This is a genomic window from Streptomyces sp. BL1 (assembly GCF_057628045.1).
This window is the reverse complement of the sequence record NZ_JBXYWZ010000002.1, coordinates 5,426,676-5,452,361: the sequence shown is the minus strand read 5'-3', so window position 1 is coordinate 5,452,361 and position 25,686 is coordinate 5,426,676. Positions and strand designations below refer to the sequence as shown.

The 25,686-nt window shown below is 71.8% G+C and carries 20 protein-coding genes, 1 tRNA gene and 1 pseudogene; 12 read left to right on the top strand and 10 right to left on the bottom strand.

Going from position 1 to position 25,686, the window contains the following annotated elements:
• The first annotated feature begins 45 nt into the window (after positions 1–45).
• Entirely contained in the window at positions 46–1,281 is a 1,236-nt protein-coding gene (locus AC3AGO_RS23915) for a cytochrome P450 (RefSeq protein ID WP_487822283.1), read from the top strand.
• Between the two features lie 15 nt (positions 1,282–1,296).
• Here the strand turns inward: AC3AGO_RS23915 and AC3AGO_RS23910 are convergent, their stop codons facing one another.
• Positions 1,297–3,396: a bifunctional glycosyltransferase 87/phosphatase PAP2 family protein gene (locus AC3AGO_RS23910; RefSeq protein WP_487822282.1), complete on the bottom strand. Its 2,100-nt coding sequence runs from the start codon at positions 3,394–3,396 to the stop codon at positions 1,297–1,299.
• 282 nt (positions 3,397–3,678) lie between these two features.
• Between AC3AGO_RS23910 and AC3AGO_RS23905 the strand changes: the two genes are divergently transcribed.
• On the top strand, positions 3,679–4,029 hold the full coding sequence (locus AC3AGO_RS23905) for an antibiotic biosynthesis monooxygenase family protein (protein ID WP_487822281.1): 351 nt from the start codon (positions 3,679–3,681) through the stop codon (positions 4,027–4,029).
• 115 nt (positions 4,030–4,144) lie between these two features.
• On the opposite strand, the gene AC3AGO_RS23900 is transcribed toward AC3AGO_RS23905, so the two are convergent.
• The 5 genes from AC3AGO_RS23900 to AC3AGO_RS23880 all read right to left on the bottom strand — a co-directional run bounded on the left by AC3AGO_RS23900 (position 4,145) and on the right by AC3AGO_RS23880 (position 9,958).
• Positions 4,145–4,816 carry an HAD-IA family hydrolase gene (locus AC3AGO_RS23900; RefSeq protein ID WP_487822280.1) on the bottom strand — a complete coding sequence of 224 codons (672 nt, stop codon included), beginning with the start codon at positions 4,814–4,816 and terminating at the stop codon, positions 4,145–4,147.
• Between the two features lie 177 nt (positions 4,817–4,993).
• Positions 4,994–5,875 carry a peptidoglycan-binding domain-containing protein gene (locus AC3AGO_RS23895; protein WP_487822279.1) on the bottom strand — a complete coding sequence of 294 codons (882 nt, stop codon included), beginning with the start codon at positions 5,873–5,875 and terminating at the stop codon, positions 4,994–4,996.
• Positions 5,876–6,166: 291 nt separating this feature from the next.
• Entirely contained in the window at positions 6,167–8,206 is a 2,040-nt protein-coding gene (locus tag AC3AGO_RS23890) for an MFS transporter (RefSeq protein WP_487822278.1), read from the bottom strand.
• A gap of 200 nt (positions 8,207–8,406) precedes the next feature.
• Entirely contained in the window at positions 8,407–8,991 is a 585-nt protein-coding gene (locus AC3AGO_RS23885) for a TMEM165/GDT1 family protein (protein WP_487822277.1), read from the bottom strand.
• 172 nt (positions 8,992–9,163) lie between these two features.
• Entirely contained in the window at positions 9,164–9,958 is a 795-nt protein-coding gene (locus AC3AGO_RS23880; protein ID WP_487822276.1) for an ABC transporter permease, read from the bottom strand.
• Between the two features lie 179 nt (positions 9,959–10,137).
• Between AC3AGO_RS23880 and AC3AGO_RS23875 the strand changes: the two genes are divergently transcribed.
• From AC3AGO_RS23875 to AC3AGO_RS23845, 7 genes are all read left to right on the top strand, one after another.
• A complete protein-coding gene (locus tag AC3AGO_RS23875) occupies positions 10,138–10,815 on the top strand; it encodes an HNH endonuclease family protein (RefSeq protein ID WP_487822275.1) in 678 nt (225 codons plus the stop codon).
• Positions 10,816–10,930: 115 nt separating this feature from the next.
• Positions 10,931–12,712 (top strand): alkaline phosphatase D family protein, encoded by a 1,782-nt coding sequence (locus AC3AGO_RS23870; RefSeq protein WP_487822274.1) that lies wholly within the window; start codon positions 10,931–10,933, stop codon positions 12,710–12,712.
• Positions 12,713–12,749: 37 nt separating this feature from the next.
• Entirely contained in the window at positions 12,750–14,795 is a 2,046-nt protein-coding gene (locus AC3AGO_RS23865; RefSeq protein WP_487824782.1) for an FAD/NAD(P)-binding protein, read from the top strand.
• Between the two features lie 59 nt (positions 14,796–14,854).
• Positions 14,855–15,364, top strand: a complete 510-nt coding sequence (locus tag AC3AGO_RS23860; RefSeq protein WP_487822273.1) for a DoxX family protein — start codon at positions 14,855–14,857, stop codon at positions 15,362–15,364.
• A 200-nt stretch (positions 15,365–15,564) separates the two neighbouring features.
• Positions 15,565–16,293 carry a DedA family protein gene (locus tag AC3AGO_RS23855; RefSeq protein ID WP_487822272.1) on the top strand — a complete coding sequence of 243 codons (729 nt, stop codon included), beginning with the start codon at positions 15,565–15,567 and terminating at the stop codon, positions 16,291–16,293.
• 24 nt (positions 16,294–16,317) lie between these two features.
• Positions 16,318–16,884, top strand: coding sequence for a GNAT family N-acetyltransferase (locus AC3AGO_RS23850; protein ID WP_487822271.1), 567 nt, complete (start codon positions 16,318–16,320; stop codon positions 16,882–16,884).
• A gap of 135 nt (positions 16,885–17,019) precedes the next feature.
• Positions 17,020–18,372 carry a choice-of-anchor A family protein gene (locus AC3AGO_RS23845; protein WP_487822270.1) on the top strand — a complete coding sequence of 451 codons (1,353 nt, stop codon included), beginning with the start codon at positions 17,020–17,022 and terminating at the stop codon, positions 18,370–18,372.
• 131 nt (positions 18,373–18,503) lie between these two features.
• Here the strand turns inward: AC3AGO_RS23845 and AC3AGO_RS23840 are convergent.
• A tRNA-Val gene (locus AC3AGO_RS23840) sits at positions 18,504–18,575 on the bottom strand.
• 177 nt (positions 18,576–18,752) lie between these two features.
• Between AC3AGO_RS23840 and AC3AGO_RS23835 the strand changes: the two genes are divergently transcribed.
• The 3 genes and pseudogenes from AC3AGO_RS23835 (at position 18,753) to AC3AGO_RS23825 (ending at position 20,965) form a co-directional block, all read left to right on the top strand.
• Positions 18,753–20,021 carry a hypothetical protein gene (locus AC3AGO_RS23835; RefSeq protein ID WP_487822269.1) on the top strand — a complete coding sequence of 423 codons (1,269 nt, stop codon included), beginning with the start codon at positions 18,753–18,755 and terminating at the stop codon, positions 20,019–20,021.
• Positions 20,022–20,046: 25 nt separating this feature from the next.
• Positions 20,047–20,264: pseudogene (locus AC3AGO_RS23830) on the top strand (FmdB family zinc ribbon protein).
• Positions 20,265–20,377: 113 nt separating this feature from the next.
• Entirely contained in the window at positions 20,378–20,965 is a 588-nt protein-coding gene (locus tag AC3AGO_RS23825) for a DUF4383 domain-containing protein (RefSeq protein ID WP_487822268.1), read from the top strand.
• A gap of 38 nt (positions 20,966–21,003) precedes the next feature.
• On the opposite strand, the gene AC3AGO_RS23820 is transcribed toward AC3AGO_RS23825, so the two are convergent.
• The 3 genes from AC3AGO_RS23820 to AC3AGO_RS23810 are packed head-to-tail and all read right to left on the bottom strand — an operon-like array spanning position 21,004 to position 25,477.
• Positions 21,004–21,858 (bottom strand): HAD family hydrolase, encoded by an 855-nt coding sequence (locus AC3AGO_RS23820; RefSeq protein ID WP_487822267.1) that lies wholly within the window; start codon positions 21,856–21,858, stop codon positions 21,004–21,006.
• Positions 21,855–24,299: a phosphoribosyltransferase gene (locus tag AC3AGO_RS23815; RefSeq protein ID WP_487822266.1), complete on the bottom strand. Its 2,445-nt coding sequence runs from the start codon at positions 24,297–24,299 to the stop codon at positions 21,855–21,857. The genes AC3AGO_RS23820 and AC3AGO_RS23815 overlap by 4 nt, the downstream gene beginning before the upstream one ends.
• Positions 24,300–24,313: 14 nt before the next feature.
• Positions 24,314–25,477 (bottom strand): HpcH/HpaI aldolase/citrate lyase family protein, encoded by a 1,164-nt coding sequence (locus tag AC3AGO_RS23810; RefSeq protein ID WP_487822265.1) that lies wholly within the window; start codon positions 25,475–25,477, stop codon positions 24,314–24,316.
• Positions 25,478–25,686 lie beyond the last annotated feature (209 nt).

Here is a 25,686-nt window from a genome sequence, read left to right as displayed (position 1 = left end):
CGAACAGCACCGTCCGACGCCAGTCATGGATGAGTGGAGCTGCCGATGTCCCCCTGCCCCGCGCTGCCCGACGGGTTCGACTTCACCGACCCGGACGTCTATCAGGAACGTGTGCCCGTACCGGAGTTCGCGCAGCTGCGCGAGACCGCGCCCGTCTGGTGGAACGAACAGCCGCACGGGCTGGCCGGTTTCGACGACGACGGCTACTGGGTCGTGACCCGGCACGAGGACGTCAAGGAAGTCTCCACCCACCCGGAACTGTTCTCCTCGAACACCAACACCGCGGTCATACGGTTCGCCGAGCACATGACGCGCGACCAGATCGACATCCAGAAGCTGATCATGCTCAACATGGACCCGCCCGAGCACACCAGGGTCCGGCAGATCGTGCAGCGCGGCTTCACCCCGCGCTCCATACGCGCACTGGAGAACACCCTGCGCGAGCGCGCGGAGCGCATCGTGCAGACCGCCAGGACGAAGGGGACCGGCGACTTCGTCACCGACATCGCGGTCGAACTGCCGCTCCAGGCGATCGCCGAACTGATCGGCGTCCCGCAGGAGGACCGGATCAAGATCTTCGACTGGTCCAACAAGATGGTGGCGTACGACGACCCCGAGTACGCCATCACCGAGGAGATCGGCACCCAGTCGGCAGCCGAACTGATCGCCTACGCGATGGGCATGGCGGAGTCCCGCAAGGCCTGTCCGGCGAAGGACATCGTCACCAATCTGGTCGCCGCCGAGGGCGAAGGGAACCTCAGCTCGGACGAGTTCGGCTTCTTCGTCATCCTGCTGGCCGTCGCGGGCAACGAGACCACACGGAACGCGATCAGCCACGGCATGCACGCCTTCATGACCCACCCCGACCAGTGGGAGCTGTACAAACGGGAGCGGCCCGAGACCACGGCGGAGGAGATCGTACGGTGGGCCACCCCCGTCGTGTCCTTCCAGCGGACCGCCACCCAGGACACCTCGATCGGCGGCGTGAAGATCAAGGAAGGTGAACGGGTCGGCCTCTTCTACTCGTCCGCCAACAACGACCCCACTGTCTTCGACCACCCCGAACAGTTCGACATCACCCGCGACCCCAACCCCCATCTGGGATTCGGCGGCGGCGGCCCGCACTTCTGCCTCGGCAAGAGCCTCGCCGTGCTGGAGATCAACCTCATCTTCAACGCGATCGCCGACGCCATGCCCGGCATCACGCTCTCCGGCGACCCGCGCCGGCTCCGTTCGGCCTGGCTGAACGGCATCAAGGAGTTGCGCGTCGACTACGCCTGACGGCGCGCCAGGGGCTCACTCCGGCGGGGCCTGCGCCGTACGGTCCCCGCCGTGCTCCGTACGGTTGCCGGCGCGCGGCGTCCCGGGCGGTGCGGTCACCGGCACCGCCCGGGTGACACGGGTCAACGTTCCGCCACCCACGGACACTTCGGCCTCCGCTCCCGCGGCGCGGGTCGTCGGCGCGCCCTTCGGCTCGCCCGCCGCGTGCTGCTCAACGGTGCCGGACTGCTCTTCGCCACGCCGGTCCCACTGCCGGCCCCACACCCGGCCCGCCAGCCAGAGGCCGGCCGCCACAACGGCCACCCCGCCCACCGCGTCGAGCAGATAGTGGTTGGCGGTGGCCGTGACCACGAAAGTGGTCAGCAGCGGATAGAGCACACCGGCCGCACGCAGCCAGGGATTTCGCACCGTGCGCAGCACGACGACCGTGCACCACAGTGACCATCCGACATGCAGCGAGGGCATCGCCGCGTACTGGTTGGACAGTTCCGTCAGTGCGCCGAAGTCGGGGGACGTCAGATCCTGCGGTCCGTGCGCGGTGTCGATGTATCCCAGTCCTGGCATCAGCCGCGGCGGCGCGAGCGGATAGAGCCAGAAGCCGACGAGGCCCAGCAGCGTGGCGAAACCGAGCGCCCCGCGTGCGGGCCGGTAGGCGCCGGGACGTCGCCAGTAGAGCCACGCGAGCAGCACGAGCGGTATCAGGAAGTGGAAGGCCGAATAGTAGAAGTTGGAGAAGCCCTCGAGCCAAGGGGTGCGCGCCGTCAGCCTGTTGACCGCGTGCTCCACGTCGACCCTCAGGAAGGACTCGATGGCGAGCATCTGGTCGCCGTGCCCCTCGGCGGTGCTCCGCTCGTCGGGCGCCTGCCCGCGCACGTACGAGTAGGCCCAGTAGCCGACCCGGATCAGCAGCAGCTCCAGCATCAGATGCGGCCGGCTGAACGGGCTCGACGGCACAGGTCTGTCCCACAGCGCCGACTTGCGCGACAGGAACGGCACCAGGCATGCGGCCGACAGTCCCGCGATCAGGGGCGCGTTGTCGGCGATGCCGGGCAGCCAGGACACATGCGGTACGAGGGCGTCGCCCTTCAGCGACATCACCAGGACGACGAGCGCCGGCCACACCATCCGGTCGACTCTGCGCCTCCCCACCCTGCCGACGACGGCGAGGAGGATCCACAGCTGCTGGTGCTGCCACGCGGTCGGTGACACGGCGACCACCGCGCATCCCGCCACCGCGGCGGCGAGCAGCTGCTGGCCGTCCCGCGCGTACCGGATCGCACGTCGCAGTGCGCACCATCCGACCACGCACACCAGCACGGCGAGCAGGGCGAGTTCGAGCGGGCCGTTCAGTCCGAGGCGCAGCAGCGCACCGTGCAACGACTGGTTGGCCGTCGCGTCGGCCTCGTCACCGAGACCGGCACCGGCCACATGGTGCACCCAGTACGTCCATGAGTCGCCCGGCATCGCCGCCCAGGCGGCAGCCGTGCACACGGCGAACGTACCGGCGGCGGCGAACGCCGTCCGCCGCCGCCCCGTGGCCCACAGCAGCGGAAGGAACAGCAGCACGGCCGGCTGCAGCGCCGCCGCGAGCCCGAACAGCACGCCGGGCCACGGCCGTTCGCGCTCCTTCGCCAGCCAGCCGACGAGCACCAGCAGCACCGGAAGGATGCTGGTCTGTCCGAGATGGAAGGTGTTCCGGACGGGCACCGACAGCATCAGCAGCCCGAGGGCGACCGGCACGGCGAACAGCCGGGTCCGCGGCGACAGCGGCCGGGGCAGCGCCCGCACGGCCACCAGTCCGACGGCGGCGACGAGCAGCAGCGTGCCGAACGTCCAGGCCACGCCGAGTCCTTGCTCCGCCGCGGAGGTCAGCGGCTTGAGCACGAGACCGGCGAACGGCGTCCCGGTGAACGGGGACGAGCCGTCGTACAGCGCATCACGTACGCGCAGCACACCGTTGTCGCCTATCCAGGCCAGCAGCTCCGTCAGCCGCTCCTCCGGAGGCAGGCGCAGTACGGCGGCGGTCTGCCGCGCCGCCAGCGCCCCCGCCAGCAGCCACAACGCACCCAGCGTCAGCGCTGTCCTGGCCCCCCGGCCCTGGGCAGTCTCCCCCACCGTGTCCGCCCCCACGCCCAGTTGCCCCCGTCCTGTCCGGCCCCCGTGTGCAGCCCCGTCACATGCAGTCCAGCCAGTGGTTCCCGCCGCGGCCCCACCCCGCAGCCGAGAAGTCAGACGCAGAAAATCCCCTTGTTACCTGACACTCCATGATGAGGGCGGGCAAGTCATTTCACGGGGCATGAGTGCTTTCCGGCCGCCACGGAACGCCCCCGTCCACCACCCCTCCGCCCCGGCCGGGGCGCACAGCCCGCTCACCAGGCCGTGCGGCAGGATGGACGCATGAGCATCGTGAAGATCAACGTTCTGACGGTTCCCGAAGAGCAGCGCGAGACGCTGGAGAAGCGCTTCGCCTCCCGTGCCGGGGCCGTGGAGAACTCCGACGGCTTCGAGTGGTTCGAGCTGCTGCGCCCCGTCGAGGGGACGGACCAGTACATGGTGTACACCCGCTGGCGCAGCGAGGAGGACTTCCAGGCCTGGATGGAGGGCCCGATGAAGGCCGCGCACCAGGGTGGCGGTCAGGGCGGCGGCGAGAGCAACGGCAGCGAGGGCGAGCGCCCCAAGCCGGCCGCCTCGGGTTCGACGCTGTGGTCCTTCGAGGTCGTGCAGCAGGCAGCGCCGCAGCAGAGCTGACCCCGCGGCACCACCCCGTGGAACGCGGAACCGACAGGCGGGACTGACGCGTGACCGGCTCCGGCCGGCCGCCGTCGGTCTCCCGTCGCGGCGTACCGCCCGCAGGCGGCTTCCGTCAGCTGCTCTCGCCGGTGAAGTCGAGCCGCAGTCCCGCACCGTCCGGCAGGGGCGTGACCCGGACCTGCGTCAGGTCCTGTACATGCGCCGTCGGCCCGTACGCACCCGCGCGCGGGCCGACGCCCACCACCTGCATGCCGGCTGCCAGCGCCGCGGCGATCCCCGCGCCGGAGTCCTCGAAGGCCACACAGTCGGCGGGGTCGAAGCCCAGCTCCGCGGCGCCCTTGAGGAAACCCTCGGGGTCGGGTTTGCTCGCGCTCACGGCTTCCGCCGTGATGCGGACGTGCGGCATGCGGACGGCTGCCGCCCCCATGCGCGCGCCGGCCAGTCCGGTGTCCGCCGACGTCACCAGGGCGTGCGGCAGGTCCTCGATCGCGGCCATGAACGCATGCGCCCCGGCGATGGGCACGACGCCGTCGACGTCGGTGGTCTCCTCGGCCAACAGCTCGCGGTTCTCCGCGTGGTTGACCTCCGTGGGACGGTCGGGCAGCACCGCGGCCATCGTCGCGTGGCCCTGCCGGCCGTGTGCGATCTTCAGCACCTCGTCCGGGTCCACACCCTTGGCCGCGGCCCAGCGCCGCCAGATCCGCTCGACCACGGCGTCGGAGTTGACGAGGGTGCCGTCCATGTCGAGCAGCAGACCGCGTGCGGTGAGGGACGGTATCGGCATGACGCGCTGGCTCCCTGTGCGATCGGGAAGGGAAAAAGATGGCCCCGCCCGCCGGTCAGGGACGCCCCATCCTGTCGAGGTGCGGGGCACGGGCGGAACCACTTTGTTTCCCAAACATACAAAACGAGAGAGAGTCGCGCCAGTGCCCGGCCCTCACGCGCTTGTCCGCACCTGCCGTCAGCCGCTCGTACGGGACTCCAGTGAGCTGCGCGTCTGCGGCCCGTACTCGCCCCGCACGTCGTCCTCGATCCGGTGCTCGGCCTGGTACCGGAAGACCGACTGCTGGACCGCGGCGGAGTACTGTCCGTCCTCCTCCGCCGAGTCGTCGAGGTAGCCGGCCTGCTTGAGCCGCAGCTGCAGCTCGCGCACCTCGGGCCCCGAATCGCCCACCCGCAGCGTCCCGTCGTCCGCCGACGCCTCGGCTCCGCCGTCACCGGGCCCGGCGGACTCGCTCCGGTCCCGGTCGCGCCCACCGTCGTGCCACTGTCCGTCCCGCCCGTCGCCTTCCGTACGGGGAGCCGAACGGCTCGGCTCCGGCACGGGCGACTCGGTGTGTACGCGGCTGTCCCGGTCGGCCCGCTGCGGAGCGGACGTCTGCGTACGGGGCGGCGCGCTCGGCGAGGCGCTGGAGGGCGCACGCTGTGCGACGGTGCGATCCGGTGACGGGCTCTCGTGTGCCGGCGCGTTGGTCGGCCCGAGGTCGGGCTCCGCGTCCTCGGCGCTGAGGCTGTGACTGTCGGAACCGTCGTCCTTGTCGAACAGCAGCTGACTGCTGAGCAGTCCGGCGCCGAGTGCCGCGGCGACGCCGACGGCGGCCAGCAGCGCGTTGCCGGGACGGCGGCGGCGCGGCGCGCCTCCCGCACGGTGCCGCCCGTCGCCCGGCGCCGCCTCGGGGGCGGGCTCCGCGGGACGCAACGGTGGCCCGACCACTGGCAGTTCGGACGTCTCGTCCGTGCCGCAGCGGGCGAAGGGTGCGAGGTCGGGCTGTGGCCGCTCCTCGCCGGCAGGACTGTCCTGCACGCCGTCGTCGGGCAGATCGACGTACGGACGGATATGCATCGGATCGTCGTGTCCTGCGGTGAACGGCCCCGCACAGCCGCATCCGGTACCCGCTCGGCCCTCCGAAGCGAGCTCCGCACCGCATCCCGGACAGCATCTGTGTGCCGTCAAGCCGGTCCCCTCCCTGAGCGGCCGCACTGTCACGGCAGCCGCGCCCGAATCGCCAGTAACTGTCCAGACCGGGACCTTACGCGGTTCGTCACCCGAACGTGTTACCTCATACCGACATCGGCCAAAAACGACCGCCGCCCCCGGACGGGCTCCGTCCGGGGGCGGCGAGGGGCATCAGTTTCACGCCGCTTTGTTCCACCTGGGGCATTCGCCGTCCGAGCCGCCGATCTCCGCGTTCAACTGCCGCACCAGCTCCGTGAGATCCCGCGGCCGGTCCTCTGTCCACCAGTCGCCCAGCAGTTCGCCGAGCGACCTCTCCCGCGCCGCGGCCAGCCGTTCGGCGGTCTGCTCCCCCGCCGGCGACGCGAACAGTTCCAGCCCTTCCCGTACGGCAAGACCGCGCTCCTCCAACTCCCGTGCGGCGGCGGCGACCACGTCGCGCGGCAGCGCGGTCTGCTCGGCGAGCAGGGCCGGCTCGATCGTGCCGTGGCGCCTGAGGCGCAGCAGCATCCAGCAGGAGGCGGGCCGCAGTTCGACACCGGCGCCCTGGGCGATGTGCGCGTACAGCTCGCGCTGCCCGGCCCGCGTGCTGAGCGTGGAGAGGGCACGCCGTACCTCGTCCGCCGAGGTGCGGTCGACAGGATTGACGGCCATCGTCTCGCTGCCCTCGGGCACCCGCACACTGGCCCGCAGTTTGTCCTCGCGCAGGAACAGTGCGAGGACGAACGCGACGAGCACGACCGGCGCCGCGTACAGGAAGACGTCCGTGATGGCCGACGCGTACGCACCGAGCACGCCCTCCCGCAGAGCCGGCGGCAGTTGGCCGACGGCCCTCGGGTCGTGCTGCATGGCGGACGGCGTGACACCGGGCGGCAGTTGCTGCCCGCGCATCGCCTCGGCGATCTTGTCGCCGAGGCGCCCGGTGAAGATCGTGCCGAAGACGGCGACGCCGAACGAGGCGCCGATGGAGCGGAAGAAGCTGGCACCCGACGTGGCGACGCCCAGGTCCTCGTACCCGACGGCGTTCTGCACGGCCAGCACCAGTACCTGCATGACCAGCCCCAGGCCGAGCCCGAACACCAGGAAGTAGCAGCTCATCTCCAGCGTCGACGACGCGGGATCCATCCGGTGCAGCAACAGCAGGCCGCCGGTGGTGACCGCCGTACCGAGCACGGGAAAGATCTTCCACCGTCCGGTACGGCTGACCAGTTGGCCGGACAGCGTGGAGGAGAACAGCACGCCGGCCACCATCGGCAGCATGTGCACACCGGACATGGTCGGCGAGATGCCCTTGACGACCTGCAGGAAGGTCGGCAGGTAGGTCATCGCCCCGAACATGGCGAAGCCGACGACGAACCCGATGACCGAGCACAGGGTGAAAGTGCGGATGCCGAACAGCTTGAGCGGCAGCACCGGTTCGGCCGCGCGCCGCTCGACCGCCACGAAGCACACCACCAGCACGGCGGCCAGTACCGCCAGCAGCCACGTCTCCCACGACATCCACGGCCAGCTGGTGCCGCCCAGCGACGTGAGCAGCACCAGACAGGCGGCGGCGGAGGCGATCAGGAGCGTGCCCAGATAGTCGATGCGGTGCCGCTTGCTGCGTACCGGAATGTGCAGCACGGCGGCGATGACAACGAGGGCGACGGCGCCGACGGGCAGGTTGATGTAGAACACCCAGCGCCAGCTGAGGTGTTCGGTGAACAGGCCGCCCAGCAGCGGCCCGAGCACGCTCGTGGCGCCGAAGACCGCGCCGAACAGCCCCTGGTAGCGGCCCCGGTCGCGGGGCGGCACGAGGTCGCCGACGATCGCCATCGACAGCGTCATCAGCCCGCCGCCGCCCAGCCCCTGGATCGCGCGGAAGGCGATGAGCTGCGGCATGTTCTGCGCGATGCCGCACAGCACCGACCCGGCCAGGAAGATCACGATGGCGGTCTGGAAGAGCTTCTTCCGGCCGAACTGGTCGCCCAGCTTGCCCCACAGCGGAGTCGCCGCCGTCGCGGCGAGCAGATATGCCGTCACCACCCAGGACAGATGATCGAGCCCGCCCAGGTCGCTGACGATCGTGGGCAGGGCGGTCGCCACGATCGTCTGGTCGAGCGCGGCGAGCAGCATGCCCATCAGCAGTGCGCCGATGGCGATCAGGACGGTGGGCTTGGCATGTTCGCCGCTTTCGGGCGGCGCCGCGGGGGACGCGCCGGAAACCGGTTGCGCCGTCATGGACCCTCCTCGTACGGGCAGGCCTGGCGTGAGCGGCCGGGCCCCGGCCCGCGGGCGGTCCGGCCCTCACCCATCGTCACGGCAACCCCGGGTACCAGCCTGCCGGGGCATCCATTCGCGTCCGCACTGACCGCCGTGTTCCGCGCCGTACGGTGCGCCGCGGTGCGGGCGCGCGGGTGCGGCCGCGCGCCCCGCGGGCGTTACGCGGCGACCGCCTCGTACAGGCTGAAGCCGGCGAGGGCGAGCATGACGACGGCGGCGACCTTGGTGATGAGCCGCAGCGGCACGAACTTCATCAGTGTGCGGCCGCCGAGGATGCCGATGGCCGCCACGGCCCACAGGGCGAGCACGGCGCCGAGGCCGACCGACACCGGATCGTCGTACCGGGCCGCGAGGTTGGCAGTCATGATCTGGGTGAGGTCACCGAACTCGGCGACGAGGATGAGGCTGAATCCGCTGCCCGCGACCTTCCAGAAGGACTGGTCGGCGGGTGCCTTGATCTCCTCGTCCTCGTCGTCGTCCTTCTTCAGCAGCAGGACGGCGGCGCCGATCAGGAAGAGCACGCCGACGATGCCCTGCACGAGGCGGTGCGGCAGCAGAGTCAGCACGCTGCCCGCGGCGATGGCGAGCACGACGTGCACGGCGAAGGCCGCGGCGACACCGGCGAACACGTACGAGGCGCGGTAGCGGGTGCCGAGCATCAGGCCGGCCAGTGCGGTCTTGTCGGGCAGTTCGGCGAGGAAGACGACGCCGAACACGACGGCGGCGACGGTGAAACTGATCACGAGAGGATCCTCGGGGATCGGGCTGCCGTACCGCTGCTGAGACACACTTCGGCACGGCAGCGTCTGCTGTGGACACTGCTGCCGAAGGTCTCGCTGGCGGGGGCCCGTGGGCCGCTCGCTCCGGGCGCCGGGGTGATCGAGTCACCCAGTATGTCGACGGTCCGGCGAAGAGCTACTCCCCTTCTGACGCCACAGAGGGTACGCGATGCAGGACCCCGCGGGCGATGAGCTCCAGCGCCGCGGACACCGCGACCGACTGCACGAGCATCAGCGCGACGAGCACGAACAGCTGCACCGCACCCGCCAGTACGGGCGAGGCGCCGCCCAGCAGCATGCCGACGAAGGCGCCCGGCAGTGTGACCAGACCCACAGTGCGGGTCTGGTCGAGACCCGGCAGCAGCGCTCCCGCCGCGGCGGGGCGGGCGATCTCCAGACGCGCCTCGCGCGGCAGCATCCCGAGCGCCATGCCCGCCTCGACCTCGCCGCCGCGGACCGCCAGTTCCTCCAGCGCCCGCCGCCCGGCCAGCACGGTCGCCGTCAGCGCGCCGCCGATGAGGATGCCCGCGACGGGCACGAGCGCGATACCGCGCAGCGGGACGAGACCGGTCAGCAGCAGTACGGCGAGCACCGGCAGCACTCCGGCGGCGATCGGCACGGCGGCCCACCACCACGTGCCGTTCGGCGTGATGCGGCGGCCGGCCGTCCGCACCGCGACGGCGAACATCAGCACGATGAACGCCAGCAGAGTCGGTACGGCACCGACCACCCACACGATCACCCAGGAAACGGCGGCCAGTTGGACGGCGGCGCGCAGTCCGGCAGCCAACACCGCGCGCGCGTACGGGCGGCCGTTGTCCTGGGCGAGGTGGGCGATCGACGTGACGGCCGCCGCGCAGAGCAGCAGGACCGCGAGGACGGCTGCGAGCGTGCGGTTGACAGGCAGCAGGGCGTTGGCGGCGAGCAGCACCGGTTCACCCTATGGGGTGTCAGTTCGTATGAGGCGGAGGCGCGTTGGGCATCCTGCGCTCCACAGGGCTTGATGCGACGTGTACATGTCGTCACCCTGTTACCTGCCGACTGCCGGGCCGACACCCGCCGTCGGCAGGATCCACTCCACAACCCCCCACATACACCACGGGAGTTCGGATGCTCCGCATACACGACAGAGGGCGCCCCCTCTACGCGCGTCGATGGAAGACGCTGCTCACCGGCGTCCTCGCAGCCGTCAGCGCGGCCCTCCTGCTGCTGACCACCGGCACCTCCACCGCACAGGCCGAACCGCCCGCTCCGCCGAGCGCGGAGACGGCCAAACAGCAGCTCGGCGAGCTCAAAGAGGCCGCCGAAGGACCGATGGACGGCTACGACCGCGACAAGTTCCCGCACTGGAGCGACCAGGGCAGCGGATGCAACACCCGCGAGGCCGTCCTCAAGCGCGACGGCGAGGGCGTCGAGACCGGCTCCGACTGCTATCCGACAAAGGGCACTTGGACCAGCCCGTACGACGGCGCCAAGTGGACGAAGCCCGGCGACATAGACATCGACCACATGGTGCCGCTGGCACAGGCATGGCGCTCCGGGGCAGCCGACTGGACGCAGAAGCAGCGCGAGGCCTTCGCCAACAATCTGGACGTCGCCCAGCTGCTCGCGGTGACGGACAACGTGAACCAGGAGAAGAGCGATCAGGACCCGGCGCAGTGGATGCCGCCCAAGGCTGACTACCACTGCACCTACGCGCGCATGTGGATCTGGGTCAAGCACGAGCACAAGCTGACCGCCGACAAGGCCGAGAAGGACGCGCTGACGAAGGCCCTCGGCACCTGCTGAGTCCTCGGCCCTCCCCGGCGCACCCCTGAGCGGACTCCGTCCGCGGCTTCGGTCAGGAAACTCGCCGACTCCCTCCGTCGTTCCGTACGGTGCGAAGCGACGGAGGGAGACCACCATGGCCGGGCTGCTCCTGGGGCCGCTGCTGCGGTACGTCGACGAGGACACGGCAACCGTGTGGGTCGAGACGGACGGCCCGTGCGAGGCCGAAGTGCGCTGCACCGGCAGCAGTGCCGGCGGCAGCGCCCGCACCTGGCGTGTCGCGGGACACCACTACGCGCTGGTGACCGTGGTCGGCCTGGAGCCGGGCAGCGAGACCCCGTACCGCGTGCTGCTGGACGGCGAGGAGGTGTGGCCGCTCGCCGGGTCGCTGCTGCCGCCGAGCTCCATCCGTACCCCCGCGGCCGACACGTCCGCGCTGGACGTGGCCTTCGGCTCCTGCCGCTGGGCCTCCCGCCCCGCCGACAGCTCCCACGACCCGGTGGGCCCGGACGCCCTGGACGCGCTCGCACAGCGGGCCATCGCGGGCGGCCCGCGACCTGATCTGCTCGTACTGCTGGGAGACCAGGTGTACGCGGACGAGACCTCCGCCGGTGTCCGCGAGCGGCTCGCCGCGCACCGCGATCTGTCCGAGCCGCCCTGGGACCAGGTGGCCGACTACACCGAATACACCGAGCTCTACTACGAGTCGTGGCTCGACCCCGAAGTCCGCTGGCTCCTGTCGACCGTCCCCAGCTGCATGATCTTCGACGATCACGACGTCATCGACGACTGGAACACCAGCGAGGCCTGGCAGCGCGACATCCGCGCGACGTCCTGGTGGCGCGAGCGGATCCTCGGCGGCCTGACCTCGTACTGGGTCTACCAGCACCTGGGCAACCTCTCGCCCGGCGAACTGGCCGAGGACCCGCTCTACGCGGCCGTACGGGAGGCCGGCGACACCGGTGACGGTGTCGTGCCCCTGCGGAAGTTCGCCGAGCAGGCCGATGCCGACCCGAACGCGGTGCGCTGGAGCTACCGGCGCGACTTCGGCCGGGTACGGCTGCTGATGGCCGACACGCGCGCGGGCCGCGTCCTGGGCGAGCAGGAGCGCCGCATGCTCGACGACAGCGAGATGGCGTGGCTGCGCCGGCAGGCGCTGGACGGTGGCACCGGCAGCTACGACCACCTGCTCATCGGCACCTCGCTGCCCTGGCTGCTGCCGCCCGCCATCCACGACGCGGAGGCGTGGAACACCGCCCTGTGCGCCGGTTCGCGCGGCGCCCGCTGGGCGCGGCTGGGCGAACGTCTGCGCCAGGAGGCCGACCTGGAGCACTGGGCGGCTTTCCCGCGCTCGTTCGCGGACCTGACCGCGCTGATCGAGGAGGTCGCCTCGGCGCCGGAGGCACCGGCGACGGTCTGCGTCCTGTCCGGCGACGTGCACCACGCGTACGTCGCCGAACCGCTGTTCCCCGCGGAGCGGGACGGGAAGCGGCTGACCTCACGCGTGCTGCAGCTGACATGTTCGCCGATACACAACAGCATTCCGGCTGTCATGCGCGCCGGTTTCCGGTTCGGCTGGAGCCGTGCGGGACGGCTGCTCGGCAGGGCTCTGGCCCGGCACGGCAGGGCGGGACGGCCGATCCTCAAGTGGCGGCGCACAGGCGGACCGTGGTTCGGCAACCAGCTGATGACCCTCGCACTGCACGGCCGGTCGGCAGGACTGACGCTGGACCAGGCCCGGACGGCGGCCGCCGCCAGTACGGACGGCGCGACCGGCCCGGCTCCGGCTGCTCCCGGTGCGGGTACGGGAGGCGCGCGGCCCCCGGCGGACGCACGGATGCGACAGGTGCTCTCGAAACCGCTCACCCCTCCGGCGGCCTCCGCGGGGGCCAGTGAACAATCCCACACCGGGGCCTGAGGGTCCGAAGACGCTCGACTTCGGGTTCCCGATCGGCATGATGGGGCGCACCCCAATTCCCCTCGCGCCCCCACAGCCCCGGGAGACCCACGTGGTCCAGGTCCACTCCGTCGCCGTCGTCGGCGCAGGCCCCCGCGGCGCCAGCGTGGTGGAGCGGCTCTGCGCCTCCGTACCGGAACTCCTGCCCGCCGGCGACAGGCTGACCGTGCACGTCGTCGACCCTCATCCGCCCGGCGCGGGGCGCGTGTGGCGCACCGCGCAGTCCGGCGAGCTGCTGATGAACACCGTGGCCTCCCAAGTCACCCTGTTCACCGACGACAGCGTGACCGCGGAGGGCCCGATACGCCCCGGCCCGAGCCTGTACGAGTGGTACGCGCGTCTCCCTTCCGCACCGCCTGGCGAGGGCGCTCCCGGGCCTCGCACGCTCGGACCCGACGACTATCCGTCCCGCGCGCTCTACGGGGCCTACCTGGAGTGGGTTTTCGGCGAAGTGCTGCGCAGCGCACCGGACTCCGTGACGGTACGGGTGCACCGGGCCAGTGCCGTCCGGCTGACCGAGGAACCGGCACACGGCGTACAGTCCGGCCCCACCACCGCCGGCACACCGGCCGGCATCGCACCATCCGGCACCGCACCGTCCGGCGCCGTGCAGCAGCTCGAACTGTCCGACGGCAGCCGGATCACGGGCCTCACGACAGTCGTTCTCGCCCAGGGCCACCTCCCCGCCGAACCCGCCGCCGCACAGCGCCGCCTCGCCTCCCACGCCCGCCGCCACGGTCTGCGCTATCTGCCGCCCGCCAACCCCGCCGACCTGTCTGCCGAACTGGACGCTCTGGAGAGCGGCGAGCCGGTCCTGCTGCGCGGTCTGGGCCTCAACTTCTTCGACCACGTGGCCCTGTTGACGACCGGCCGCGGCGGCCGGTTCGAGGACACCCCCGCGGGACTGACGTACCACCCCTCCGGCAAGGAGCCCCGGCTGTACGCCGGTTCGCGGCGCGGTGTCCCGTACCACGCGCGCGGGGACAACGAGAAGGGCGCGCACGGCCGGCACACCCCACTGCTGCTCACGCCCTCCGTGATCGCCGGTTTCCGGGCCCGTACGGAGGCCGGCTCCCCGCCGGACTTCCTGTCCGAGGTGTGGCCGCTGGTCGCCAAGGAGGTCGAGACGGTCTACTACGAGACACTGCTCGGTCACCCGCACCCGTTCGGCTTCCGCGCGCGCTTCCGCGGCGCACCGCACGGCAGCGCCGAAGAGCGCGCGCTGCTGGAGGAGTTCGGCATACCGGACGCCCTGCGGTGGGACTGGCAGACGGTGTCCCATCCGCCCGTGCGACGCGAGTTCGGCGGACCGGACGACTTCCGGGCCTGGCTGCTGTCCGTACTGCACGAGGACGCCCTGCACGCACGGCAGGGCAATGTGACCGGCCCGCTGAAAGCGGCACTGGACGTCCTGCGCGACCTCCGCAACGAACTGCGGCTTGTCGTCGATCACGGCGGACTGTCCGGCACTTCCCGGCGCGACCATCTGGACCGCTGGTACACCCCGCTGAACGCCTTCCTCTCCATCGGGCCGCCCCGCCGGCGCATTGAGGAGACCGCCGCACTGATCGAGGCCGGAGTGCTCGAAGTCCTCGGCCCCCGCCTGGAGATACGTACCGGCAGCGACGGTTTCACGGCCCACTCCCCCGCCGTCCCGGGTTCCGCCGTGACCGCGACCGCGCTGATCGAGGCCCGGCTCCCGGAGCCCGATCTGCGCCGCACGGCCGACCCGCTGCTGCGCGGCCTGCTGCGTACCGGCGCGTGCCGCCCGCACAGCGCCGACGGGTACGAGACGGGCGGGCTGGACGTGACGCCCTGCCCGTACCGGCTCGTCGACGCGCGCGGCCGGGCGCACCCGCGGCGCTTCGCGCTGGGCGTGCCGACGGAGGGAGTGCACTGGGTGACCGCTGCGGGGGCCCGTCCGGGCGTCAATTCGGTGACGCTCACCGACACCGACGCGGTGGCCCGTGCGGCACTGCGCTCACTGGCGCCCCGGAAGCTGTCCCGTACACAGAAGGTTGAGCTCGCAAGCGTAGAGAGGTAATCCTTACCCAGCGGCGCCGTTCCGTCCCCGTTCCGCGCCGCCGGACCGAAGGAGCCTTCATGTCCTCCCCCACGGACGCCGGCTACGCCTACCACCCCGCCAACTCCCCTGCCGCCCACGCCGCTTCCGGCGTACACGCCGGCACGGACGGCAGGACCTCGTTCACCACGGCCACCCGGCCGTACGCCCTCGCCGCGTTCCGCGTCGTCTTCGGCGGACTGTTCGCCTGCCACGGAGCCGCCTCACTGTTCGGCGTGCTCGGCGGCGCGATGGGCACACACGGCGGCACGGTTCCGCTGTACTCGTGGCCCGGCTGGTACGCGGCCGCCATCCAGCTCGGCTGTGGCCTGCTCGTCCTGCTCGGCCTCGGCACCCGGGCCGCGGCCCTCCTCGCCTCCGGCTCCATGGCGTACGCCTATTTCGCCATGCACCAGCCGGAAGCCCTGTGGCCGCTGCAGAACGGCGGCGAGCCCGCGGCACTGTTCTGCTGGGCGTTCCTGCTGCTGGTCTTCACCGGCCCCGGCGCGTTCGCCGCCGACCGGCTCTTCGCCCGCGGCCGCGCGGACTGACACCGGGCCCGCGCGCCGGCACCGCCCCGCGTTGGGCCGCCCCTCGTTGGGCCGCCGGTATTCCACCCGCGAGTGAGATCGTCGCCACGCCGGATCTGCTGCTTTACACACGCCTTACAGGCGTAACCTGAACGACGGGCACCCGGATAAGCCAATAATTCGGGCGCTTTCGTTCGGGCCGGGGGAGAAGCGGAGACACGGTGCTGGATACCCTCGGGTCGGTGACCGGATCCCCGTGGATCTACGGTCTCATCGCGGCCTCCGTGCTCCTCGACGTGTTCGTGCCCGTACTGCCCAGCGGCGTCCTCGTGATCACCGCGGCCACCGCGGCGGCGGGCACCACGGCGGCCGACGCGGCCGACCTCCCCAGCCACGCCCAGCAGGCGGCACACGGGCTCCCGCACCTCCCCGAGATGCTGGCCCTCATCGGCTGCGCCACCGTCGCCTCCGTACTCGGCGACCTCGTCGCCTACCGGCTGGCCTGGCGCGGCGGCGACCGCTTCGGCCGCGCCATCGCCCGCTCGCGGCGGCTGACCGCGGCGCAGGAACGCCTCGGTCAGGCCATCACCCGCGGTGGCGGCGTACTGGTCGTCCTCGCGCGCTTCGCACCCGCCGGCCGTTCCGTGGTCTCCCTGACCGCCGGTGTGGCACACCGGCGCGCCGCCGAGTTCCTCCCGTGGTCGGCCCTCGCGGGCCTCGCCTGGGCCGCGTACAGCGTGGGCCTCGGCTACTTCGGCGGACAGTGGCTGGGCGCCAGCTGGCTCAGCACCGCGCTCTCGCTGGCCGCGCTGATCCTGGCGGGCTCCGTCGCCGCGTTCGTGATCCGGCGCAGGCCGCAGGCTCCCGGCGCACCCGCCGACCAGACCGCCGCCCCGCAGGACATGGAACCGGCAGCCCCGCAGGGCACGGAAATGGCGCTGCACTCCTGACGTCCGGTGGGAGAGCATGACCGCATGACCTCTGCCGACCACCCCACAGGCCACACGGACGCAGGCCACACCGGCCACTGGCCGACCCGCGCCGAACGACACGGCGACACGGACGCCGCCGCCGTACGCCGTGTCGAACTGGCCGCCTTCGACACCACGGAAGAGGCCGACCTCGTCGACGCCCTCCGCGCCGACCCCGAAGCCTGGCTCCCCCACCTGTCCTGGCTGGCCGTCTCCCCCGGCGACGGCGCGGCAGTGGGCCACGCCCTCCTGACGCGCTGTCACATCGGTGACACCCCGGCCCTGGCCCTCGCCCCGTGCGCCGTACTCCCCGCGCACCAGGGGCAGGGCGCCGGCACCGCCGTGATCCGCGCGGCCCTGGACGCGGCACGCGACGCGGGCGAGCACACCGTCGTCGTCCTCGGCCACCCCCCGTACTACCCGCGCTTCGGCTTCACGCCCTGCGCGGGCCACGGCATCACGCCCCCGCCCGGCCAGGAGTGGCCCGCCGAGGCGTTCTTCGCCCTCTCCCTCGACGGCGCTCCGCTCCCCCGCGGCGCCGTCCGCTACTCCAAGCCCTTCGGGCTCTGACAAGTCCTTCGGTCTCTGACAAGCTCTTCGGCCCCTGACGTACAGGACCGCCGCGTACTCCGGCCGACCGCCATCCGGAGGAGCAGACGAGCGTGGTGTCCCCCTCGCCGTCCGCGCACTCCTCACCATCGGCTCATGGCACACACCCGCACCGATGGCACGACAGGGGTGCGGCGCGGTCTTGTGCTGCACGGACCAGTGACCGGACTCCTGGCGACAACGCTGCTGCTCGGGCCCCTCGCCCCGCACGGCGTCGCCGATCCGCTGCCCGACGGGCTGGGGCCCTGTCTCGGGCCGGACTGCCCGAGCGACTGGAACGACCCCAACAACGGGAGCCCGGCGGGCCGGGACAGCAATCTCAACGTCTTCGTCGGCGGTGACTACCTTGTGCGCGAGTCCGCCGCCGAGGCAGAAGGCAAGATCGTCACGCTCGGCGACTTCGACATGAACAAGTCGCCCGGTTCCAGCCTGGTCTACAACGTCGGCGTGGCAGGCGTCGGTTCACAGGTCCCGCCGCCGGACGGCAGCGACTTCCTGACCAGCGGCGGGGATGTGACCGTGGCGCCCGGCCAGAGCATGTACGCGGAGGGCAACGGCGCAGAGGGCGACGTCGAATACGAAGACACCGCGCGCGGGGACATCGAACCCGCACCGGAACACGACCCCACGGCCGACGACCCGTACCAGCACATCCGGCACAACCTCACCGCGGCGAGCCACTGTTACGCCTACGACGAAGACGTACGGCGACAACCGACCGGCACCGTGCAGCAGTCCGGCTGGGCCACCACCTTCACCGGAGACGGCACTTCACAGCTGCAGGTCTTCTCCCTGGACGCGGACATCGGCGGGACCGGAGCCGATCAGGACATCCAGTTCGAGAACATCCCGGCCGACGCCACCGTGCTGGTCAACGTCTACGGGAGCAGCCGCACGATCTCCTCCTACGTCTCCGGGCAGAGCCTTCCCGAGGACATCAGGGAACGCCTGCTGTGGAACTTCCCCGACGCGCAGGACATCGGCCTCCACGGCACCGCGGCGTTCCAGGGCGCAGTGCTGGCAGGCAACCCCGACAGCACGGCAACGGTGACCATGCCCGGCATGAACGGCCGCTTCTACACCGCCGGTTCACTCACCCACACCTCCGACCCCGGCGGTGGCGGAGGAGAGTTCCACGCCTACCCCTTCAACGGCGACCTCCCCAGCTGCGCACCTCCCGATGACCCCACCCCCACACCGACGCCGACACCCACCCCGACTCCCACGCCCACCGGCTCCCCGACAGCGACGCCCACACCGTCGCCGGCCCACAGCTCCCCCGCGCCTCACCCCACCCGGACGGCCGCCCCCTCCCCGCCACCCGGCACCCTCGCGAACACCGGCGAGGGTTCACGCCCCGAGGTCCTCCTGATCGCTGCGGCCGTGCTCGCTCTGGGCTCCGGAACCGGCCTCTGCCTGCTCATCCGCCAACGGCGCCGCACACAGTGACACCGGAAGCGCGCCAACGAACGCCCTGCCGAAGAACCGCGCACCGCGGCAGGCACACGCAGTAGGACACGCAGCACACGTCAGGCCCCCTCCGAAGATTCCCGGAGGGGGCCTGAGCTGCGTTCATGGAGTGGGCACAACTGGGATCGAACCAGTGACATCTTGCTTGTAAGGCAAGCGCTCTACCGCTGAGCTATGCGCCCGGAGCTGTGGTGACGCCACAGACTACCCTGCCATCGGGCCCGCAGCGCAAACCCGTTCAGGGTTCCGGGGCCCGTACCGCCCGGTGTGTGAACGATCGGGCCGGTGTGTTCGTTGTCCGGGGGTGGGAGAATGACCACGATCCACGGACGGCGGCGGCACACGCGGGGAGAGGTTTTGTGACGGCGATGAACGGCGGCGGGACCCGCCGCTGGGGCTGGGGGAGCGGCCGCGCGGAGAACCTCCGGGCCGATGCGCAGTCCGCCAAGGACGCCGCGGCCGATGCCTTCTACCAACTCGACTCCGCCCAGCGCGATCTGCGGATCTCCATCGAGACGCTGAGTGCCGTCGACGACTCGCCCGCCGCCCGCAAGGCTGTCGCCGACTTCGCCGACTTCGGCACCCGCATCGACGAGGTGTCGCACACGTACATCAACACCGTCGACGCGCACGACCTCGACCGGGACGGGCTCGACTCGTCCGCCGCCGCCCGCGCCCGCGCCGAGCTGGACCGGGTGCGGCAGGACCTGGACCGTACGAAGTCCGAGCTGGACCGGTTCGGGCAGAGTCTCGGCTCCCTGCTGCAGAAGGCGGAGAACGAGCTGGCCCGGCTCGCGCCCGCCGTGGAGCGGGCCCGGCAGGGCTTGATGGCGGCGACCGGCGCGCTGGAGTCCGTACGGAGCGCGGGGCTCAAGGCCGACGACCTCGCCGCGCGGCTCGCGGCCCTCTCCCCCGAGCTCACGAAGCTCAACGAGGGCGCGGCCCGGCACGGTGTGCAGGACACACTGCGGCGCGCCGACCGTGTCGTGCGGGAGGCGGAGACCCTCCGCGGGGAGGCCGAGCGGCTGCCCGAGCGCGCCGCCGAGACCGACAAGCGGCTGGCCTCCCTGCGCACCCGCACGGAGGCGCTGCACACGCGCGCCGCGCAGGTCGAGCCGGTGCTGAGCGAGCTGCGCCGCCGTTTCAGCGCCGCGTGCTGGCAGGACCTCCAGAAGGTGCCCAAGGAGGCGGAGCGTTCCGTACAGCAGGCGGAGGACAAGCTGGCCGAGGCGCGCAAGGCGCGCGCGGAGCAGCGCTGGGCGGACGCGACCGCACAGCTGTCGACGGTGCGCGCCCTGCTGAACAGCACCGACGAGGCGGTGAAGGCGGCGGGCGAGCGGCTGCAGAGACTGAACGAGGTGTCCTTCGACCACACCAAGGAGGTCGACCGCGCCCGGTTCGCCATCCGGGACGCGCAGCGCCTCGCCATGGCCGGGCGCAGCACCCCCGATCCGCAGCACGCGCGCCCGCTGGACGACGCCGTCGCCCGGGTCGACCGTGCCGTGTCCTCGCTGACAGGCCGGCACCCCGACTACTGGCACCTGCTGACCGAACTGGACGCGGTGCGCGAAACCGTCCGGCTGGTCGTCGAGCGGATACGGGAAGAGCGGGGCGGGGGCGGCGCCTGACGCGCCGGGGCCGTACTCTTCCGGCATGCCGCGATACGAGTACCGCTGCCGCGAGTGCGGGGCCACCTTCGAACTGAGCCGTCCCATGGCGGAGTCGAGCATGCCCGCCGACTGTCCCGAGGGGCACGGGGACACCGTGAAGCTGCTGTCGGCCGTCGCCGTGGGCGGCAGCGCCGGGGCGCAGCCCGCTCCCGCGCAGGGCGGGGGCGGCGGATGCTGCGGGGGGGCGGCTGCTGCGGCTGACGGACCGCACGGCGCGTACGGGACGCGGGCGACGGCGCGATCTACGCTGGAGTGCGGGGACTCCCGCAGCGGACTTCCCGCGCCGCGGATCCCCTCCGGAGAAGGAGGGCGTCATGGCTCTCGCCCACCCGCACCGTACGCACCCGTACGGCGCCGGACCCCGGCCCCGTACGCGCGCCCGCACCGTGCTGGACGAGCACCTGCCGGTCGACCACAAGCTGAGCCGCGTCTACCGCGCGGGCGCCGGGCTGATGGGGCTCGTGCTGCTGGCCTTCGGGATCCTCGGACTGACCGGCACCGTCGGCTTCTTCGACACCCGGGGCGACACTGTCGCCGGTCTCAGTACGAACGGTGCGCTGGGTGTGCTGTCCGTCGTCGTCGGACTGCTGCTCTTCTCCGGCATGCTGCGCGGCGGGAACTTCGCCTCGACGCTCAACATCGTGCTGGGCGCGGCGTTCCTGCTGAGCGGTTTCGTCAATCTGGCGCTGCTGGAGACCGGCCTGAACTCTCTGGCGTTCCGCATCCAGAACGTGCTGTTCAGCTTTGTCGTCGGACTGATGCTGCTGGTGTTCGGCATGTACGGGCGCGTGGGCAGCGCCCTCCCGCACGACAATCCGTACTGGCGCAGCCGTCACCCCGGTGAGGCGGAACGCGAACAGCGCGCGCGGGCGCGCCGGCAGCGGCACAGCATCACCTGCTGAACCGCTTCACAGACTGACCGCGCCACAAGCTGACCGCTTCACAGGCTGACTGCGGAACCCGCTTCGCGCGGCCGGCCGGCGCTGACCGCGCACATGTCGCGCAGGATGCGCTCGCCCGCCGCCACGCCCCGCTCGCGCAGTGCTGTGATGTGCGGGGCCTGCCAGCCCTCGTCGGCCAGTTCGCCGTGTCCCGGCCGCCATCCGGCGTCGGCGGCGAGCAGCATGTCGGCGTCGAGCAGTGAGTCCCCCGCCGCGTACGTACGGTCGGCGCCCGTACGCCGGGCGACCTCCGCGACGGCGGCGCTCTTGGTGAGCGGGCGCGGCACGGCGTAGATCTTGCGGCCCTGGAGGGAGACCGTCCAGCCGCGCGGCCCGGCCCACTCGCCGAGTTCCTTCACGTACGCGTCGGGCAGCCGTTCCCGGTCGACGACGAGGTAGGCGAACAGGTCCTCGGCGACGCGCTCCTTGAGCAGCCACTCGTCGCTCGTGGTGTGGCGCAGATGTGCCCGGACCTCGTCCAGCGGTGCGCATTCGGAGAGCCGTTTGCGCACCTGTGCCTGCCAGTCGGTGTCGCTCTCGCCGTCGACCAGCAGATGGCCGCCGTTGGCACAGATGGCATAACGGGGGGCCGGTCCGGGCAGCCGGATTCGTGCGTACTGCTCGCGGGTGCGAGTGGTGGACGGTACGAACACGGCGCGCTCCGCGACCTCGCACAGCAGCGCCGCCGCGGTCTCCGTCATATATGACAGCGGTCTGCCTTCGTACACTTCGACGCACAGCAGCCGGGGGGCCTCCGCGTCCGGTACGGACAGTGCGAGGGCGGCGGACGAATAGATGAGCGTCCGGTCGAGGTCGCTGGCTATGACAGGCGTCGTCGAGGACAGACTGTTCACGGGGTCACCGTCCTGCCGTCGGCACCGGTCGCACCGCGGGTGAAGCGCGGGTGGATCAGACCCACGCAGGTGTACGGGAGTCCGTCCACTTCCTCGACGGGTACGCCGCGCTGCTCCGCGAGCAGCCGCACATGGTCCAGGTCGGCGCCCGCGCCGCGCCGGGCCAGTACCCGCCAGGGCACGCGGCGCAGCATGACACGGGTGGTCTCGCCGACACCGGGCTTGACCAGGTTGACGTCGCCGATGCCGTACTCCTCGCTGATCCGCTCGACGGCACGCCAGCCGGCCCAGGTGGGCGCCCTGTCGTCGGCGGCGAGCAGCGCCCGCGCGTCGTCCTCGGCGTCGCCGCGCACGTCGTCGAAACGGGCCGCGACGGTGTCCAGGAAGTGCCGGGAGAGGTCGCTTCCGGCCAGCTCGCTGTAGAACTTCCCGCCGTGGAAGTCGTCGGGCCCGACGAGGTCGGAGCGCAGCACGGTGCGCGAGATCAGCCCGGACACCGTGGAGTTGAGGCAGGCCGACGGGATGAGGAAGTCCTCCCGCGTGCCGTAGGTCCGGACACAGCCGCCCGGGTCGGCGAGCACGGCCAACTCCGGGTCGAAGCCGTCGAACGGGGCGAGCGCGTCGGCGAGTTCGCGGGTGATGGCGCCCTTGCCGGTCCAGCCGTCGACGAACACCACATCGCGCGGGTCGTGCCGGTCGGCCAGCCAGCGCAGCGCGGTGGTGTCGATGCCGCGGCCGCGCACGATGGAGACCGCGTAGTGCGGCAGGTCGCGCCCGTGCACCCGCTGCGCCCAGCGGCGCATCAGCACACCGACAGGCGTACCGGCGCGGGCCAGCGACACCAGGACGGGCTGTGCGCCGCCGTGCTGCCGTCCTGCCGCGCCGCGTTCGGCGAGCACGGTCTCGGTGACCGCGCCGACCGCGCGGGCGATCCGTGCGGCGGAGGCGTCCAGGGCGCTGTGGAACAGCTGCTGGTACTCGTCGCTCGGCTGGTATTCGACGGGCAGCGACTCGGCGTAGTGCGCGCCGCCGCGCTGGACGGCCTCCTCGCGTTCCTCCGTGGGCGCCTCCAGCCGGACGTGCGACATGTCCTGGAGCAGCCAGCCCACTTCGTCGGGCTCGTACGAGGAGAAGGCGGGCCCGCGCAGGGGCTCCGGCAGGCGTGCGGGTGCCGGCCTGTACGAGGGGACGACGGCCAGCAGGACGGTACCGGTGTGCGGGGCGAGCCGTGCGAGAAGGCCGTCGCCGTCGTGCAGTTGAGCCGTGTCGCCCTGTGAGTCGGTGACGGCGACGACGGCGTCGAACCTGCGGGAGGGGTCACCGCCGGGGTCCACGTTGTACGCGTAGCGGGTGCCGGGCCCGTCGGCGGGCTCGTCGTGCGCGGGGAACGTGAGGGCCGTACGTATCGCGTAGCCGGGGTCGTCGACGGCCAGCACGGGTGACCGGGTTGTCGTGGAGTAGCGCACCTCGGCGTGTCCGCCGAGGTGGTCCTCCAGCGCGGTGGCCAGCCGCAGCGGCGCGTACATCAACTCCTCGCTGCCGAGGACCAGTACGCGCCGTGCGCCGTGCGGCAGCGCGCCGGCGAGCTGTGCGGCCATGGAGGGCAGCGCGTCCTCCAGCCGGCCGCGGTGCTCCGGGGTGAAGCCGTGCCGCCCGCCGTCCGGCAGCCCGTCCGGCCAGCCGAGGGCGATACGGCGCACCGCTCCGGGCTCTTCCACGCTCTCGCGTGCCGCGGGGACCGTCGCACCGTCCCACTCGTCGACCAGCCGCCGGCCGCGTTCCAGTGCGTCGTCCGGGAGCCGTACGGTGCCGCCCGCCAGGGACACCACACGGATGCGGGCGCCCAGTTCGGCGGCGAACTTCTGCAGGTCGCCGGTGTCCGCGGCGGAGCGCATGTCGACCAGCGCCACGATGACGTACTGCTCGCGCGGACTGCGCCTGTGCAGTGCGGCGATGGTGTTGCGCACAGTGCGTCCGGTGGAGAACTCGTCGTCGACGAGCACCAACGGGCCGTCCCCGTCGAGCAGTCCGGGATCCTCCGGCAGCAGCAGGTGCGACGTGGCGTGGCTGTGCTCCTCCTCGAAGCCGCCCGCCGTGGCGACACCGTGCACAGGTCGCCGGGTGGAGTGCAGATAGACGGCGCCGCCCAGACCGTCGGCGACACTGTGCCCCAGGGCCGTGGCGGTCTCCGCGTACCCGAGCACGACGGCGCGCGCGGCACCCTCCGCGCCGAGCAGCTCCCGTACGCGCGCCCCGAGTCGCAGACCCGCGCCGTGCACCACGGCGGGACTCTGCGGCACGTGCTTGCCCAGTACGCGGGAGACCAACAGGTGGGCACGCTTGGGGTTGCGGCGCAGGGCGAGCCCCAGGAGATCCCGCAGCCCGTCCCCTTCGAGCTCGGCGCCCAGCCGCTCGGCGACCCACTCGCCGGACCACGTCATCTCTCGTTCCCCTCTCACCTGACACCCGCAGCCAGCAGGTCCACGAAGCTCACGCCCTCGTGCGCCACGCCGAACACCTCACCGCGCAGCAGTGTGCGTTCGGCCCAGGCGCGGTGGGGCTTCACCTCGTTCATCTTGTTCGTGTACGCGGAGCGCAGCACTCCCCCACCGTCCCGGGCGGGGCTCAGAATGTCCGTCGCGTCGGTGTACTCCTCGTGCGTCACGACGGACAGGGCGTGCACAGGCGCGACATGTGACGGATGGATGCACGTCTTGCCCAGCAGACCGTTGGTCCGGTCAAGTTCGATCTCCCGCAGCAGGCCGTCCATGTCATGTTCGATCAGAGCCGTACGCAGTTCTTCCGCGCGGCCGCTGAGGAACGGACTGCGGCGCAGCTGCGGCTTGAACTTCCGCTGCTCGAACCGGAAGTACTCCCACACGGGCCCGGTCACCGTGAAGCCCGTGCCGTCCGCACGGCCGAGGACGTTCACCACGTCCCCGATGACCCCGGCGACCAACTGCACGTCGTACGCCGTCATCTCGGGCGTGCGCCGCAGCCCGTACGCGGAGCAGAAGTCGGTGACCCCCAGCCGCAGCGCCAGCACCCGCTCGCGGTACTTGTCGACGGCGCGGGCGATCCCGGCGAGCGTGTCGGCCCGGGTCTCCAGATGCAGAAGGGCCGGCGACTCCAGCACGGGCATCGCGAACAGCCGGTTCCCGCTCTCCGCCTCCGCGGCGGCGGCGGCCTCCAGGAACGGGATGCCCCGCTCCTCGGTGAACTTCGGCAGGACGAAGCCGGAGAGCACGCGGACGGCCTCGCCGAGCCGGGCCGTCAACGTGGTGATCTGGGCGGGCTCACGCACCCGCACGAACAGCAGCGGCAGCTCGTCCGCCGGTCCCTCGGCCAACTCGCCCAGCTGGCGCACCAGATTGTGCTCGGCGTCCGCGACATCCGCGTCGTCGATCGAGTCCTCCAGGCACAGCACCATCGACACCACGCCGCGCGCGGACTGTTTGCGCACGTCGGCGGCGAGCGCCGGGCGGGTGGCGGGACTGTAGAGGGTGGCGCCGAGCGCCGCCGCCAGCACCCGGGACGGCGAACCGGCGGTGAATTCGGCCGGTTCGCGGTGGAACAGCGCGCGCCGTCGCTCAGGCGCCAGGTGCCTGAAATGCCGCATGGATGACCCCGTCTCCCCGTCGTGTCACGGCCGCCGGGCCCTCCTCGATGCCTCGCGGCGCTGATCTCCGCACCCGCGGCAGGCAGCGTCGCCGTGGCGGGATCCGGCCGTTCATCGTACGCAAGCGCGAGAGTCGAACGTTCCTCATGTGGGTGAAAGTCGCGTTACTGGGGGGTACCCGGCGGCCATCCCGCGTTGTCGGCAGCCAC